Below are 14,979 nucleotides of genomic sequence, written 5' to 3'. Positions count from 1 at the left end.
GGCGTCCAGTGTTCGCTGCAGGCGCGCGGCGCATCCGCTCGAGCGTGCGCGCCTACTCGCCGCCGTACACGTGCGGCTGGAGCACGATGATGTCGCGCAGGTGCCGGTACTGCTCGTCGTAGTCGAGGCCGTAGCCCACCACGAACTCGTTCGGCACATCGAAGCCGACGTAGCGCACGGGAACATCCGACTTGAGCCGCTCGGGCTTGCGCAGCAGCGTGCAGATCTCGACCGAGGCGGGGCCCCGCGACTCCAGGTTCTGCTTGAGCCACGACAGCGTCAGGCCCGAGTCGATGATGTCCTCCACGATGAGCACGTGACGACCCGTGAGGTCCGTGTCGAGGTCCTTGAGGATGCGCACCACACCGCTCGACTCCGTGCCGGAACCGTACGAGCTCACCGCCATCCAGTCCATCTTCAGCGGAATCGTCAGCTCGCGAGACAGGTCGGACACGACCATGACCGCGCCCTTCAGCACACCGATGAGCAGCGGCTCGCACTCGGCGTAGTCGCTCTCGATACGGCGGGCGATCTCGGCGAGCTTCGCCTGGATCTCCTCCTCCGTGATGAGGACCTCGCGGACGTCGTTCGGAATATCAGTAGCGCGCATCCTGGCTCCCTGGGTGGTTCAGCGCTCGACGAAACGAGCGCGGTGTGCGAAACGGTAGAAGCTAGGCGGTCTCGTCGAGGTGGTCGTCGTGCGCGGAGGCCGTCGCACCGAACAGGATGCGACCCTTCTCGCGCTCGACCCGGATGCCGGGCAGATCGACGGGGCCCTGCCCGCGCCACTCCGTCGCCAGCGCCGTGACCGCCATCGTGTGCCCACGGGTGAGCGAGACGCCGAAGCCCTGCTCGGCGACGATGCGGCAGATGCGCTGACGCAGCGCCGGAGGCTGCGCGACGATGCCGCCGACATCGAGGGAGATGCGGCCGTCCGCGTCGGTGTTCACGATCTCGTGCGCCCACTCGAGCGCAAGCGCATCCAGCGTCTCAGAATCCTCGCGGAGCGTCGTCGCCGTCCGAGCGAGCGCCTCCGAGATGCCGGGGCCGAGCTCCTTCTCGAGGAGCGGAAGAACCGTGTCGCGAACGCGGACACGCGTGTAAGCGGGGTCGCTGTTGTGCGGGTCGATCCACGGCGAGAGCCCCTGGTCTTCGCACGCCTGCACCGTCACAGCGCGGTGGATGCCGAGCAGCGGCCTCAGCAGAGCGCCGGTGACCGGCGCCATCCCGTGCAGGCTCTTCGCTCCGGAACCGCGAGCCAGGCCGAGCAGGACCGTCTCCGCCTGGTCGTCCAGCGTGTGCCCGAGGAGGACCCACGGCGCGCCCGTCTCGACGCGCACCGCCTCGATCGCCTCGTAGCGGGCAACCCGGGCAGACGCCTCGGGGCCGGCTCCGACATCTTCCACGCTCACGCGCACGACGCTCACCGGGGCGAGCCCGAGCTCGGCAGCCTGCTCTGCGGCGCGCTCCGCGACCCGCGCAGAACCCTCCTGCAGATCGTGGTCGATGATGACAGCGCCAGCCTCGACCTCGAGGCGCTTCGCCTCGAACGCCGTCGCTGCAGCCAGCGCCAGCGAGTCCGGACCGCCACTCAGCGCGACGAGAATGCGGTCGCCCTTCTGCACTCGCCCGAGGAGAGAACCACGGACGGCTCGACGAAGGTCGGCAACAGCTGGAGTGAGGCGAGCGCGATCTGACACAGGTACAGCCTAAACGCGCCCGCGCGAACCGTCACGCTCGAAGCCGGAACATCCCAGAAGGACGAACCCGCGAGCCGCGGAAACGGGCAGGCGGCTCAACGCTTGCGACCGAAGAGGAAGTAGGAGATGGGGCCAACGAAGTTCACCAGCGAGAACGCTCCCCACGCGAGTCGCGAACCCCGCACCTGGCTCGGCTTGCGGCGCAGCAGGCTCAGCAGCGCGGCCCCGAGCAGCGTGAACTGCACGCCAGCCGCCAACGCCGTGCCCAGCGACAACGCGTGCGGAAGCGCCTGGCCCGTCCCCTCCCGGAGCGGGATGAACGGATCGACGTGCAGCGCTTCCTTGAGATCAACCATGGAGACCAGCATGCCACGAGCATCCACCCGGCGATCATTCCGGAGTCACACAGCACCCCCGCGACGCCCGACGCCGAACCGCGCGACGCGAACCGCGCATCCGCAGCCCCGGGCGAGGCGCATCCACTACCCTGAAGCCGAACGAAGCCAACGGTTTCGTGCGGCGAGCAGCGCCACACCGGGCCCGCCGACAAGCCACACAGAATGAGCGCCACCAGGCGCAACGAAGGAGCGCCATGGGCAGCTACGACGTCGTCATCGAAATCCCGCGCGGAAGCCACAACAAGTACGAGGTCGACCACGAGACCGGCCGCGTGTTCCTCGACCGCGTGCTCTTCACGCCGTTCGTGTACCCCGTCGACTACGGCTACTTCGAGCACACCCTCGCCGACGACGGCGACCCCCTCGACGCACTCGTGCTGCTCGAGTACCCGCTCTTCCCGGGCGTCGGACTCAAGGTGCGCCCCGTCGGCGTCCTCAACATGGCCGACGAGGCCGGTGGAGACGACAAGATCCTCTGCGTGCCCGCGAAGGACCCCCGCTGGGCGAAGATCCAGGACCTCGGCGACGTCGACGACTCCACCAAGGACCAGCTCAAGCACTTCTTCGAACACTACAAGGACCTCGAGCCCGGCAAGTGGGTCAAGGTCGAGGCCTGGGGCGACGCCGCCGCAGCCGAGGCGATCATCGAGCGCTCCATCGCGCAGTACAAGCCCGCCGAATAGGCGCAGCTCACCGGCCAGACCGGTGACCGGCTGACGAAGCCCCGCATCCATTGCAGAAGTGGCTGCGGGGCTTCGTCGTGCGCGGACGTGGTCGTGCGCGGAGCGCTTCGGCTTCGCGCTGCGCCTGACCAACATGAGTGCAGATCCGGGGCGCACGGCACCGATCCGCTCGAATCAGCCCGAATCTGCACTCAGGTTGGTCAGCGCCGGGGCGGCCGATCCCGTCGCTGTCCAACTTCCGTGACGAGAACAGCCCCAGGGGCCATCAGAGCGCGCCGGTGCCTGGATCGTCACGGACGTTGGACAGCGGAGGCCAGCGGCGGACACGGGCCAGCGGCGCCCAGAAAGCTCGCAGGCACGCAGAAGGGCGGCCCCCGCCGAAGCGAGGAGCCGCCCTCTCGTGCGCGCTGGCGTCAGTCGACGTGCGTGCGAATCAGTAGTAGTAGATGCCTGCCGAGGCGAGCCACGGCTTCGGGTCCATCAGCGTGCCCCAGTACTTCAGCTCGAAGTGCAGGTGGCAGCCGGTGGATGAACCGGTCGTGCCGGCGTAGGCGAGCACATCTCCAGCGTTCACGGTCTGGCCGACGTAGACGTTGATGCCGCCGTCCATGATGTGCGAGTAGGAGACTTCGGTGCCGTTGCCGAAGTCGAGCACGACGTGGTTGCCGAAGCCGCCGTTGTAGCCGGCGTACGTGATCGTGCCGCTGTGCACCGCGTAGAGCGGGGCGCCGCAGGTGCCGCCGTTGACACCGAGGTCGAGGCCGTTGTGCATGCGGTAGGTGCCGAAGATCGGGTGCAGGCGCATGCCGTACTCATCGGTGACGACGCCGCTGCTGATCGGGCCGTAGTAGCCGGCGAGGACACCGTTCGGGGTCTCGGGCGTCGTCGGTGCGACGACCTCGGGCTCCGGCTCGGGTTCCGGCTCGAGCTCGACGTCAGGCTTCTGAGGCTCTTCGGGGAGGATCTCGATGTCGGGCTTCGAGGGCTCCGGCTCGGGAGCCGCCGTCGGCGCGGTCGTCGGCTGCGGCTCAGCAGGGGTCGTGGGTTCCGGCGCCGTCGTCGGCTCAGGTGCCGTCGTGGGCTCGGGCTCCGCGGTCGGCTGCGGGGTGACGGGCTCCTGGCTCGGTGCCGGGGCTGGCGACTCGGCTGGCGTGGTCGGCTGCTGCGGGGTGACCGGAGCGGTCGGGTCGGCCGTGGCCGTCGGCGGGGTCGAGGGCTGACGAGGAGGCGCGGCCTGCTGCGGCGGGCGCAGCGTCTCGGGTGCGACAGAGGTGTCGGTGGGGTCGGCAGGCGCGAGCGGCGCGTTGACTGCCGGAGCCTCGCTGGAGATGTCCGGCTTCGGCGGAGCCTGCACGCCGGCGGCCTCAGCCTCGGCGACGACCTGCGCGTATGCCTCTTCCTGGTACGCGGCGGCCGCCTCGGCACGCTCGCGGTTGGTCTGCGCGACCTGCTCCTGACGCAGCTTCTCGCCCGCCGCGTAGTCGGTGGCGGTGACATCGCGCTTCTCCTTGAGCGGAGCGAGCATGGCCTGGAGGTCGGCCTTCTTGTTGTCAGCGAGGTACTTCTCGTTCTGGAGGACGACCTGCTCGGCCTGCGCCGTGTCGAACTTCGTCTTCGCCTCGGCCTCGAGCTTCGCCAGCTCGTCGTGCGCGGTCGTGGCCTGCGTTCCGAGCACGTCTGCCGTGTTCTTCTCGGTCACGGCCTGGTTGTAGATGCCGTCGGTCTGCTCGGAGAGCTTGCTGATGGTGCCGAGCTGGTAGAGGAGCGTGTCGGCGTCGCCTGGGTTGAGGAAGAGCGCCAGCTTCGGGTCGCCCGCGCCTCGCGTGCTCATGGCGGCAGCGAGCTGGCCCGCCTTCTCACGGGAGGTCGATGCCTTCTCTTCGGCCGCATCCGCCTGACCCTGCAGGATGGTGACCTCGGCGAACTTGTCGCTCGACGCGGTCTGCGCCTTGCCGTGCTCTTCGCCGGCGGTCTTCGCCTGCGCGGCCGCTGCGGTGACCTTCGCGTCGAGATCTGCGATCTGCTGCTCGATCTCGCTGATGAGCGCTTCCTGGCGGTCGACGTTGCCCTCTGCGGCGACGACGTCCTCCCAGGTCGCGTAGCCGTCATCGGCGGCGAAGGCTGGGCCGGATGCGAATGCGAACGCGGCGAGGACTGCTACGGATGCCGCACCGACGAGCGGTGTGCGCCAGCGGTTGCGAAGTCGCAGGGGCTTCGGGCTCCTGGTGGCGGGCATGCGCTCTCCTCGTGATGAATCTTGGGTGCGGAACGAGGCGGACGCCTCTGCGGCAACGCGAGACCGCATCTACCACTGCAGTCACTCGTTTCACACCAACAACACGAGAAACAGTAACAAGTTTGTCAACATCTGCCTAGCGCGTCACAGAGACCCGGGGGACGAATCACGTACCGGGTCGCTGTCTGCACCGGAATTCCGCGCATCTCGGGGAGCATCCGGTCACGACGAAGCCTGCGCTCACCACCACCTCAGCACCCCACGACACGCCGAACAGGCGACGATGCAGCGCCCGATTTGCCGCGAAGGAAAAACGCCCCTATGCTCTTCTCTCGGTAGTCAAGTCAGCTACAAGCACTCGGCCCCATCGTTTAGCGGCCTAGGACGGCGCCCTTTCACGGCGTTAACACGGGTTCGAATCCCGTTGGGGTCACGGTCGTGACAACACCAGGTGCTGAGATGCTGTACATTGAACTGTCGCAATCGAATACGGATGAATCAGCCCAGGCTGAGACACCACAGTAAGGCCCTGTAGCGCAGTTGGTTAGCGCGCCGCCCTGTCACGGCGGAGGTCGCGGGTTCAAGTCCCGTCAGGGTCGCCAAGCATCTTGCCCTCTTCTCGAAGAGGGCAATTTGCAACGGTGACGAACATCAGTACGTCGCCATGAGGCTTCGGCCTCCGGCTCTGTAGCTCAGTTGGTAGAGCGCACGACTGAAAATCGTGAGGTCACGGGATCGACGCCCGTCGGAGCCACTGAAACCCCGCCTAGCTTCTACATGGCGGGGTTTCTTTGCGTCTGCGCAGGCGCCAGGCGGTAGACACGCCGCGCCCGCCCCGCGGTGAAGCCGGCCCGCACGTAGCGCTCGAGCAGGGCATCCGTCGCCGCCGCCGCGACCAGCACGGAACCGGCAGGCGCGTGCTCGATGAGGCGCCTCGCGAGCATGACCGCCGTCAGACGCGTGCCAGGAAGCTGGGCGAGGGCCGCGACCATCCACCGATCCCCTTTCGGAGTCTCGGGACCGGACGCCGACAGCGTCGTCCCACCCGGCTGCACCAGCGCGATCACCGCGCCCGCGAGCAGCACGGCGTAGATGGAGAAGCCGAGCAGCAGCACGGTCGTCGCGTCGAAGACCAGGATGCAGGACACCCAGAGCACAAACGCCGCGATCGTCACGAGCGCGACGACGAACCCGTCGAGGATGGGCATCCGACGCTCGAACAGCACGGTTCCCGTGCGCGTCCTGTCGAGGTAGAGGCCGCCCCGCAGCGTCATCGGCAGGATCGAGAACGCGTAGATCGGCACCGACAGCACCGCCAACGGGACGTTCGGCGTGGACGCGCGGGCCGAGATCCACGCGGCACGCGGCAGATCCCGGACGGTCGACGGACGGGGGCGCACTTGAGCGGAATGTGGGGGCATCCCGACCAGGCTAGCGGGGTGCCGTCAACGGCCCGCTGCGGCACATCCGTCAGCCAGATGCAGGTTCTTCGCGAGGCGAGGGTGCGTCTCGCTCACTTCTGTGCGGGTGGGGCGGAAGCAGGGGCAGGGATGCGGCTGTGCGTCAGGCCGTGACGTTGACCGTGATCTCGTGGTGGCCGGTCGCGCCGTCGGGAACGACGTTGGCGCGCGCATCCGTCTGCACCTCGCCGTCGCTCGACGTGGCGCGGACCTTCACAGAGTGCTCGCCGGCTGGGGCATCCCAGTCGAGCTTCCACTGCAGCCACGTGTCGTCGGAGATGGGGGCCGCGAGCTCCGTCGGCATCCACTCCCCGTCGTCGATCTGCACCTCCACCGCTTCGATGCCCGTGTGCTGCTGCCACGCGAATCCCGCGATCGTCGTGGGGCCCGCGTTGAGGCTGCCGCCGCTCGGCACGTCGATGCGGGAGCCGATCTTGATCGGGCCCTTTGCGCTCCAGCCGCGATCGGTCCAGTACGCGTTGACGCGGTCGAAGCGCGTCACCTCGAGGTCGACGACCCACTTCGTCGCCGAGACGTAGCCGTAGAGGCCAGGCACGACCATCCGCACGGGGAATCCGTGTTCGGCGGGCAGGGTCTCGCCGTTCATGCCGACCGCGAGGATCGCGTTGCGGTCGTCGGTGAGGGCGCCGATGGGGGTGCTCGCCGTCCAGCCGTCGACGGACTTCGAGAGCACCATGTCGGCGTCGGCCTGCGGTCCAGCGCGCTTCAGCAGCTCGCGCAGCGGGTAGCCGAGCCAGAGGGCGTTGCCGATGAGGCCGCCGCCGACCTCGTTCGACACGCACATGAGGGTCGTGATGCTCTCTTCGAGCGGCAGGGCGAGGAGCTCGTCCCAGGTGATCGTGACCTCGTTGTCGACAAGGCCGTGGATGCGCAGCGACCAGCCCTCGGGGTTCACGAGCGGCACGCTCAGCGCGGTGTCGATGCGGTAGAAGTCCTCATTCGACGTGACGACCGGCGGGAGGCCGGGGATCTCGAATTGGGCTCCGGCGGGAACCGCCGCGGCGCGAACGGCCGCCTGCGGCAGCGCGATCGCCTCACGCACCGCCGTGACGGCGCGGGTCCCGGCAGAGAGTGCGGCACCGGATGCCGCGGCGATGGCGCCCACGATGACGGAGGCACCGGTGTAGATCAGGAAGCGGCGGCGATCGACTCCGGCGGGCGTCGTGTCCACGCGAGCGTCGAGGTCGTCGCCGTCGGATGCCGCGGCGCGGCCCGTCGCTCCGACCGCGGAGCTCCGCGTCGCCGCCACGGCCGCCTCGCGTGACCTCTGCCGCGCGCGCTGCTCAGCTCCGTCGAGGGTCTTGGCCAGGAACTGCAGCGTGAGCACGGCGACGACCATCGCGAGCAGCGGAGGCACCGTGTCGAGCGGCGAGAAGGGAGTGCGGGTGGCAACGGCGACGGCGCCGATGGCGGCGATGAGTCCGAGGACGACCCGCCCCCACGGCGGGCGCCTCGACTCGAGCACCCCGGCGACCGCTGCGAGGAGGATGAGCACCACCGCGACGAGCGCGATGAGCGCGATCTTGTCCGCGGTTCCGAACAGGGCGATCGCGGTGTCCTTGGCCCACGGCGGGGCGAGGTCGATGAGCAGCGCGCCCACCGCGACGATGGGGCTCGCGGTGGTCTGCAGAAACGCAGCCGCGAGCTCTCCGAGGCCGACGCCGAGGGCCGCCGCGCCGATCCCGGCGAGGCCCGCCGGGACGGACTCGCGAAGGCGACGACGGCGCGTTCTCACCTGTTCGGGACTGGTTTCGAGGGACATGGCGGACACGCTACGCGCGCGAAACCCGGCCGGGCTGAGTGTGGGCGGATGGTGTGCATCCCCTGTGAATAGCGACCCGAGGTGGCCCTCAGGGGCCGCCCGCACGAGACCGCCGCGGGTGCGGTCACCCACCGCGCCTGGCAGACTGGGGGCTTTGTGCCGCGTCATCCGGCGCACGTGCATCCGGCGCCGTTCCGACCCCGGCGCCCGAGAAGGGCCGGTTTGTCAGCGCTCAACGTCCTCGCCAATCTGCTTCGGGGCGCGCTCATCGGCGTGACCGAGATCATCCCCGGTGTGAGCGGTGGAACCATCGCGCTGCTGATCGGCGTCTACGAGACCCTCATCGACTCTGCCGGCCATCTCGTGCGGGGCGTCGTCCGCGCCGTCGCCGACACGCTGCGCCGCCGAGGCCTGAACCGGGCTCGCGAGCACTTCGCGCAGGTGAGGTGGGGCATGGTGCTCCCGATCGGCATCGGGATGCTCGTCGCGATCGTCGTCGCGGCCCGCCTCGTCGCCCCGCTCATCGAGTCGCACCCCGTCCCCTCGCGGGCGCTCTTCGCGGGACTCATCGCCGTCTCCCTCATCGTCCCCGCACGCATGCTCGGCGCCCGCTGGCAGCTGCGGGACTACGCCATCGCCGTGCCCGCCGCCGTCCTGAGCTTCGTGCTCACGGGGCTCCCCTCGGCCAACGACGCCGACCCATCGGCGCTCGCCATCTTCGTCTCCGCCGCCGTCGCCGTCTGCGCGCTGGTCCTGCCCGGTGTCTCCGGCTCGTTCGTGCTCGTCACCACGGGCATGTACGAGCCGACGCTGCGGGCCCTCAACTCGCTCGATCTCGGGTACGTCGCCATCTTCGCCGTCGGCGCCATCACGGGCCTCGCCCTCTTCGTCCAGGTGCTGCTGTGGCTGCTCTCCAAGCACCGCCGCGTGACGCTGGCCCTCATGACGGGCCTCATGGCGGGCTCGCTCCGCGCCCTCTGGCCCTGGCAGACCGAGGACCGCGAGCTGCTCTGGGCCTCCGGGGACGTCGTCGGCCCCGTGCTCTGGTTCCTCCTCGGTGCCGCGATCGTCGCCGCCCTCCTCATCGCCGAGGGCCTGCTCGTGCGCCGCGCGCTCCGTCGCGCTCCCGAAGCGCACGCGTAGCTCGCGCCGAACGCCCGGGCGTCCGGACCCGAGTTCGCAGGCCAGCCGCGCAATGTCGGCGGTGCTCGGTAGCATGAGACGCGCATCCACTCGACAGCAGGGAAGTGCCCGATGAGCCTCGTTCCAACGGACCCGTACGCCTCGCAGCCCGAGGACGGCCAGTCGCGATCGTCGCAGGCGAACGGCGCACCCTCCTCACCCGCCGCCGGCTGGTACCCAGACCCGACGGGACGACAGCGCTACTGGGACGGCGCGCAGTGGGGCCAGTACGCGCCAGCGCAGTCGCAGGCGACCGGGGCTCCCGTGCTCTACCAGCAGACCGTCGTGGTCAGCGGAGGCAAGGAAGTCGGCATCACCTATGTGCTCGCGATCTTCCTCGGCGGGCTCGGCATCCACAACTTCTACCTCGGGCGCACCGGCATCGCCATCACGCAGCTCGTGCTGTACCTCGTCGGAATCGCCACCTCCTGGCTCGGCATCGGACTCCTGCTCATGTTCGGCGTCGCGATCTGGGTCATCGTCGAGCTCTTCCTCATTCCGCAGTTCGTGCGCGAAGCCAACGCGCGCCTCGCCGGGGCCGGCGCGTACGCGGCGAACCAGGGCTTCGGCCAGGCCGGTGGCGGCGGGTCGTACCCGGGTCAGTACTAGCGCACGTCCGGCGCCGGTCCCGGCTCAACTGAGCGAGAAGGCCCGATCGCCCCAGGCGGCGCGGAGATCCGCGTCGAGGTCGTCGACCGCACGGTCCGCGTGATCGATGACAAGCGTCGACCGAGCCTCTCCGAACGCAGCCCACGGGACGGCCCCAGCCAGCCCGCCCGCCGTCGGCTGGCCGTCGCGCGCGAACGACGTCCAGAGGGCGAGCATCCGGTCTGACACCTCCCCAGCCTGGCGTCGCCCCCCGAGCTTGTAGGAGAGCCCTCGCGGGTCGGTGTCCAGGTTGCCCCACACATACGCGATCTCGGTGCCGTGCGTCGCGCCCAGGCGCAGCACCTTCAGCACCGGCGTCGCGAAGTCGAAGCGGTACAGGAACGTCGGTGCGACGCGCGAGTGCCCCTCCGCGATCCACACCGTCGGCATGCGGAAGCCCACGTCGCGAGCGATGCCGAGCCCCACCATCCGCTCCCGCACGCCCTCGTACACGTCGAGGATGTGCTCCCGGTCAGGCATGTCGACGGTCGGGTTCTCTGCGGCGATCTCGGTGATCATCGTCGTCAGCGCCGCCTCGCCGACGGGTAGCAGCGGCGACTTCGCGAGCTTGAAGAACGTCGCCTCGTCGCGGTTCGTGCCGATGATGAGCGGCACGGGCAGCCCGCGGCCCTCGCTCAGCACGGTCACGGGATGCTCCGGCACGAGGTCGCCGTCGACGACCGGCGCGAAGGCGAGCGTGCCAGGCGACTCGGTCGGGATCTCCGCGAAGAGTTCCGTCGCCACCTCGACGATGCTCGAGACGGGGAGGGCGCGGAGCGCCGACCAGTCGCGGCTCGCGGGCGCTTCCTCCGGGGTGCCCTCCGCCGGCCTACCCTCCGCCGCGCCGTTGCGGCCCTCCACTCCGAGCTTCGCGACGAATCGCTCGGCGACGACCTTCGCGCGTCCGAGTCCGTAGACGCTCGTCGCGGGTGAGCTCTCGACGATCGCGGCTGAAAAGAGTCCCCGTGCGGAGGGCGTCGCGAGGAGCGTCGATACGATGCCGGCGCCCGCCGACTCCCCGAAGACAGTGACGCACTCGGGGTCACCACCGAACGCGCCGATGCTCGACTGCACCCACTCGAGCGCGCAGAGCACATCACGCAGGGCGAGGTTCGAATCGAACTGCCCTTCCGCTCCGTCCAGCGTCGAGAGCTCGAGGAACCCGAGTCCGCCGAGCCGGTACCCGAGCGTCACGACGATCACGTCGCCACGCTCCGCGAGGGCCGCCCCGTCGTACACGGGTTGAGTAGTGCCGCCGAGCACGTAGGCGCCTCCGTGCACCCACACCATGACGGCACGCGCGGCCCCGGCGTCGCCGGCACCCGCCGGACGCCAGACGTTCACGAACAGGCAGTCCTCGTCGGTGAGCGCCCGCTCGCCCACATCCATGCCCTTCATGCGGGACTGCGGGGCGATCGGTCCCGGGATGCGGGCATCCACGACCCCGCCCCAGGATTCGACGGGAACGGGGGCGCGCCAGCGCAGCTCACCCATTGGCGGCTTCGCGTAGCGGATGCCCAGCCAGCGCTCGGTGGCCCCCTCGGCGGTGCCGCGGAGCGTGCCGCTCGGCGTCTCGACCAGCGGGGGCGCGGAGCTCGAAGCGTGCGGCGTCGAAGGATGCGGTTCTACGGCTGGTCCCATGGGCAACTCCGGCGTTCGAGGGGCAACTCTGAATGCCAGCTTCCCACCGCGCACGCCAGCTGCGGCGTGCCGCGGGGTCGGCCGAACCGAGCGCGTCAGGTCACGGTGATGGACGCATCCCGCCAGCCGACCTGGCCTACTCGAACATGCCCTCGATGGGGCCGCGGGCGAAGTAGATGAGGAAGCCGACCGCCACGATCCACAGGAGCGGCGACACCTTGCGGGCCTTTCCCGTGAGGGTCTGCACGAGCACCCACGAGATGAAGCCGGCGCCGATGCCGTTCGCGATGGAGTAGGTGAGCGGCATGACGACGATCGTCAGGAAGACGGGCAGGGCGACCGAGAAGTCGTCCCACTTCAGCTCGCGCACCTGAGACACCATGAGCACACCGACGACGACGAGCGCCGCTGCCGCGACCTCGAGTGGGACGATCTGCGTCAACGGGGTGAAGAACATCGCCAGCAGGAACATGATGCCCGTCACGACGCTCGCGAGGCCAGTGCGGGCCCCCTCGCCGACGCCCGCCGCGGAGTCGACGAAGATCGTGTTCGACGAGCTCGACGTCGCGCCACCCGCGACGGCGCCGATACCCTCGACGACCAGCGACGACTTGAGGCGAGGGAAGTTGCCCTGCTTGTCCTGCAGGCCCGCTTCGCGCGTGAGACCCGTCAGGGAGCCGACCGCGTCGAAGAAGTTCGTGAACACGAGCGTGAAGACGAGCATCACGCCCGCCAGGACGCCGATGCGCTCGAAGGCGCCGAAATCGAACGCGCCGATCAGGCCGAGGTCAGGGACCGAGACGATCTGCGTCGGCAGCACCGGCACGTTGAGCGACCAGCCGCCCTCGTTCTCGAACGCCGGCCCGAGCTTCATGATCGCCTCGACCACAACAGCGACGACCGTCGTGCCGACGATGCCGATGAGCAGCGCACCCTTCACGCGGCGCGCCATGAGCACGCCCATCACGATGAGGCCGACCACGAAGATGAGCGTCGGCACCGTCGTCACGGAGCCGCCGACACCCAGCTGGACGGGCGGCGACGCGTTCCCCGAAGACGTGACGAAGCCCGCATCCACGAGCCCGATGAAGGCCAGGAAGAGGCCGATGCCCACCGTGATCGCCGTCTTCAGCTGCGGCGGCACGGCGTGGAAGATCATCTCGCGCAGACGGGTCGCCGAGAGCACCACGATGACCAGGCCGTTGATGACGACAAGCCCCATCGCCTCAGCCCACGTCACCTGCTGCACGACGTTGACCGCGAGGAAGGAGTTGATGCCGAGCCCCGCGGCGAGACCGAACGGCAAGTTCGCGATGACGCCGAACAGGATCGTCATCACACCGGCCGTGAGCCCCGTGACCGCCGCCACCTGAGAGGCCTGCAGCCAACCGCCCTCCACGTCGAGCGTGGCCTGATCCTGCGAGAAGCCGCCGAGGATGAGCGGGTTCAGGATGACGATGTACGCCATCGTCATGAACGTGACGAGCCCGCCGCGGATCTCCCGCGGCACACTCGAGCCCCGGTGCGTGATCTCGAAGAACGTGTCGACGCGCTCCTTGAACGACGACCCGCTGCCGCGTCTCGTCGGCGCCACCCGAGTGGCGCGCTCGGGTGCCGGCCCGTGGCCGCTGCCCGCCTCCGCCTGACCCTGCTCGACTGCGGACTCGTGGCTGTCGCTCATGCGGCTCCCCTGATCGTGCTGCTCGCGTTAACAGGGACAAGCGTAGTCAGCGCGCGAGACCCGCGCGGCGCGCGCCGACCGGACCGACCGACCGGACCGCGACCCTGCGCGCGCCGACGGTCACCCGATCCCCTAATCTCGTAGAGGTCACGCGCCGCTCCCCCGCGCAGGCCCAACCCCGCCGAACGACCTGGAAGCGAGACCACCGTGGCACTGCCCTGGAAACTGCACGGAGACGGCAAGAACGTCCCCGCGAGCGACATCGTGCTTCCCGAAGAGCGGCTCACCTGGCCGCGCACCATCGGCCTCGGCGCGCAGCACGTCGTCGCGATGTTCGGAGCGACGTTCCTGGTGCCGCTGCTCACCGGCTTCCCGCCATCGACGACGCTGCTGTTCTCCGGCATCGGCACGATGCTGTTCCTCCTCATCACCCGCAACCGGGTGCCCAGCTACCTCGGGTCATCGTTCGCGTTCATCGCGCCGATCCTCGCCGCCGTCGCGTCCGACGGGCAGGGCGTCGCCCTCGCGGGCATCATCGTCGTCGGCGCGCTCCTCGCCGTCGTCGGCCTCATCGTGAACCTCGCGGGAACGCGCTGGATCAACCTGCTCATGCCGCCCGTCGTGGCAGGAACGATCGTCGCCCTCATCGGCTTCAACCTCGCGCCCGCCGCGAAGAACAACTTCGAGGCCTCCCCGATCGTCGCCTCCATCACCCTGCTGACGGTCATCATCGTCGCGGTCGCCTTCAAGGGCATGATCGGCCGCCTGTCGATCCTCATCGGCGTGGTCGTCGGCTACATCGTCGCCGCGTTCATGGACCAGGTCGACCTCGCCGGGCTCGACGAGGCCGCGTGGATCGGGCTCCCGACGTTCACGGCCCCCGTCTTCGCCGCCGAGCACCTCCTCGTCTACCTCATGTTCGTGCCGGTCGTGCTCGCGCTCATCGCCGAGAACGTCGGACACGTGAAGGGCGTCGGCCAGCTCACGAACCGTAACCTCGACCCCATGGCCGGCCGCGCGCTGCTCGCCGACGGCCTCGCGACCGTGCTCTCCGGCTTCGGTGGCGGCTCCCCCACGACCACGTACGGCGAGAACATCGGCGTCATGTCGGCAACCCGCGTCTACTCGACGGCCGCCTACTGGGTCGCGGCGATCGCCGCCATCCTCCTCGCCCTCTCCCCCAAGGTGGGCGTGCTCATCGCGAGCGTCCCCGGCGGCGTGCTCGGCGGCATCACCACTGCCCTGTACGGCCTGATCGGCATCATCGGCGTGCGCATCTGGCTCGAGAACAAGGTCGACTTCTCGTCACCGACCAACCAGTTCACCGCGGGCGTCGGCCTCATCGTCGCGATCGGCGACTTCACGATCAACAGCGGTCAGGTCACGTTCGGCGGCATCGTCCTCGGCACCGTGGCGACGCTCGTCGTCTACCACCTCATGAGCGGCATCGCCCGGCTCCGCGGCTCCGACGCCGACGACGCCGGTGACGATCTCGTCGCCGGCGCCGACGGGGCAGCGGATGCGGAGCGCACCCCGCGCTAGCCACACCCCGCGCCCCCTACCTCCC

Annotated in this window: 12 protein-coding genes and 3 tRNA genes; 7 read left to right on the top strand and 8 right to left on the bottom strand. The window is 69.4% G+C overall.

Going from position 1 to position 14,979, the window contains the following annotated elements:
- Positions 1-52: 52 nt before the first annotated feature.
- From hpt to C5E10_RS02775, 3 genes are all read right to left on the bottom strand, one after another.
- Positions 53-610, bottom strand: a complete 558-nt coding sequence (gene hpt / locus C5E10_RS02785) for a hypoxanthine phosphoribosyltransferase (RefSeq protein WP_104240269.1) — start codon at positions 608-610, stop codon at positions 53-55.
- A gap of 61 nt (positions 611-671) precedes the next feature.
- On the bottom strand, positions 672-1,700 hold the full coding sequence (tilS, locus tag C5E10_RS02780; protein WP_104330339.1) for a tRNA lysidine(34) synthetase TilS: 1,029 nt from the start codon (positions 1,698-1,700) through the stop codon (positions 672-674).
- Between the two features lie 95 nt (positions 1,701-1,795).
- Entirely contained in the window at positions 1,796-2,056 is a 261-nt protein-coding gene (locus C5E10_RS02775) for a PLDc N-terminal domain-containing protein (protein WP_104330383.1), read from the bottom strand.
- Positions 2,057-2,292: 236 nt separating this feature from the next.
- Between C5E10_RS02775 and ppa the strand changes: the two genes are divergently transcribed.
- Complete coding sequence (gene ppa / locus C5E10_RS02770) at positions 2,293-2,781, top strand: inorganic diphosphatase (protein ID WP_104240267.1); 489 nt, start codon at positions 2,293-2,295, stop codon at positions 2,779-2,781.
- Between the two features lie 433 nt (positions 2,782-3,214).
- Here ppa and C5E10_RS02765 read toward each other — a convergent pair whose 3' ends face one another.
- Positions 3,215-5,017, bottom strand: a complete 1,803-nt coding sequence (locus C5E10_RS02765; protein WP_104330338.1) for a peptidoglycan DD-metalloendopeptidase family protein — start codon at positions 5,015-5,017, stop codon at positions 3,215-3,217.
- 360 nt (positions 5,018-5,377) lie between these two features.
- Between C5E10_RS02765 and C5E10_RS02760 the strand changes: the two genes are divergently transcribed.
- From C5E10_RS02760 to C5E10_RS02750, 3 genes are all read left to right on the top strand, one after another.
- Positions 5,378-5,450, top strand: a tRNA-Glu gene (locus tag C5E10_RS02760).
- A gap of 92 nt (positions 5,451-5,542) precedes the next feature.
- Positions 5,543-5,619: transfer RNA gene (locus C5E10_RS02755), tRNA-Asp, on the top strand.
- Positions 5,620-5,698: 79 nt separating this feature from the next.
- Positions 5,699-5,771 (top strand) — tRNA-Phe (locus tag C5E10_RS02750).
- 19 nt (positions 5,772-5,790) lie between these two features.
- Here the strand turns inward: C5E10_RS02750 and C5E10_RS02745 are convergent.
- A complete protein-coding gene (locus tag C5E10_RS02745; protein ID WP_146080129.1) occupies positions 5,791-6,438 on the bottom strand; it encodes a hypothetical protein in 648 nt (215 codons plus the stop codon).
- A gap of 142 nt (positions 6,439-6,580) precedes the next feature.
- Entirely contained in the window at positions 6,581-8,260 is a 1,680-nt protein-coding gene (locus C5E10_RS02740; RefSeq protein ID WP_104330336.1) for a molybdopterin-dependent oxidoreductase, read from the bottom strand.
- A gap of 222 nt (positions 8,261-8,482) precedes the next feature.
- Between C5E10_RS02740 and C5E10_RS02735 the strand changes: the two genes are divergently transcribed.
- Both C5E10_RS02735 and C5E10_RS02730 read left to right on the top strand, forming a co-directional pair.
- On the top strand, positions 8,483-9,403 hold the full coding sequence (locus C5E10_RS02735) for a DUF368 domain-containing protein (RefSeq protein ID WP_104330335.1): 921 nt from the start codon (positions 8,483-8,485) through the stop codon (positions 9,401-9,403).
- A gap of 111 nt (positions 9,404-9,514) precedes the next feature.
- Positions 9,515-10,051 (top strand): NINE protein, encoded by a 537-nt coding sequence (locus C5E10_RS02730; protein ID WP_104330334.1) that lies wholly within the window; start codon positions 9,515-9,517, stop codon positions 10,049-10,051.
- Positions 10,052-10,075: 24 nt separating this feature from the next.
- On the opposite strand, the gene C5E10_RS02725 is transcribed toward C5E10_RS02730, so the two are convergent.
- Both C5E10_RS02725 and C5E10_RS02720 read right to left on the bottom strand, forming a co-directional pair.
- On the bottom strand, positions 10,076-11,731 hold the full coding sequence (locus tag C5E10_RS02725; RefSeq protein ID WP_104330333.1) for a carboxylesterase/lipase family protein: 1,656 nt from the start codon (positions 11,729-11,731) through the stop codon (positions 10,076-10,078).
- 136 nt (positions 11,732-11,867) lie between these two features.
- Positions 11,868-13,412: an NCS2 family permease gene (locus C5E10_RS02720; protein ID WP_104330332.1), complete on the bottom strand. Its 1,545-nt coding sequence runs from the start codon at positions 13,410-13,412 to the stop codon at positions 11,868-11,870.
- A 207-nt stretch (positions 13,413-13,619) separates the two neighbouring features.
- On the opposite strand from C5E10_RS02720, the gene C5E10_RS02715 reads away from it, so the two are divergent.
- Positions 13,620-14,954, top strand: a complete 1,335-nt coding sequence (locus C5E10_RS02715) for a uracil-xanthine permease family protein (RefSeq protein ID WP_104330331.1) — start codon at positions 13,620-13,622, stop codon at positions 14,952-14,954.
- Positions 14,955-14,979: the final 25 nt, after the last annotated feature.

This window comes from Pseudoclavibacter sp. RFBG4 (genome assembly GCF_002931515.1).
Taxonomy (GTDB): Bacteria; Actinomycetota; Actinomycetes; order Actinomycetales; family Microbacteriaceae; genus Pseudoclavibacter.
Note: the sequence above shows the minus strand (reverse complement) of the source record. Positions and strands in the feature narration are given on the sequence as shown.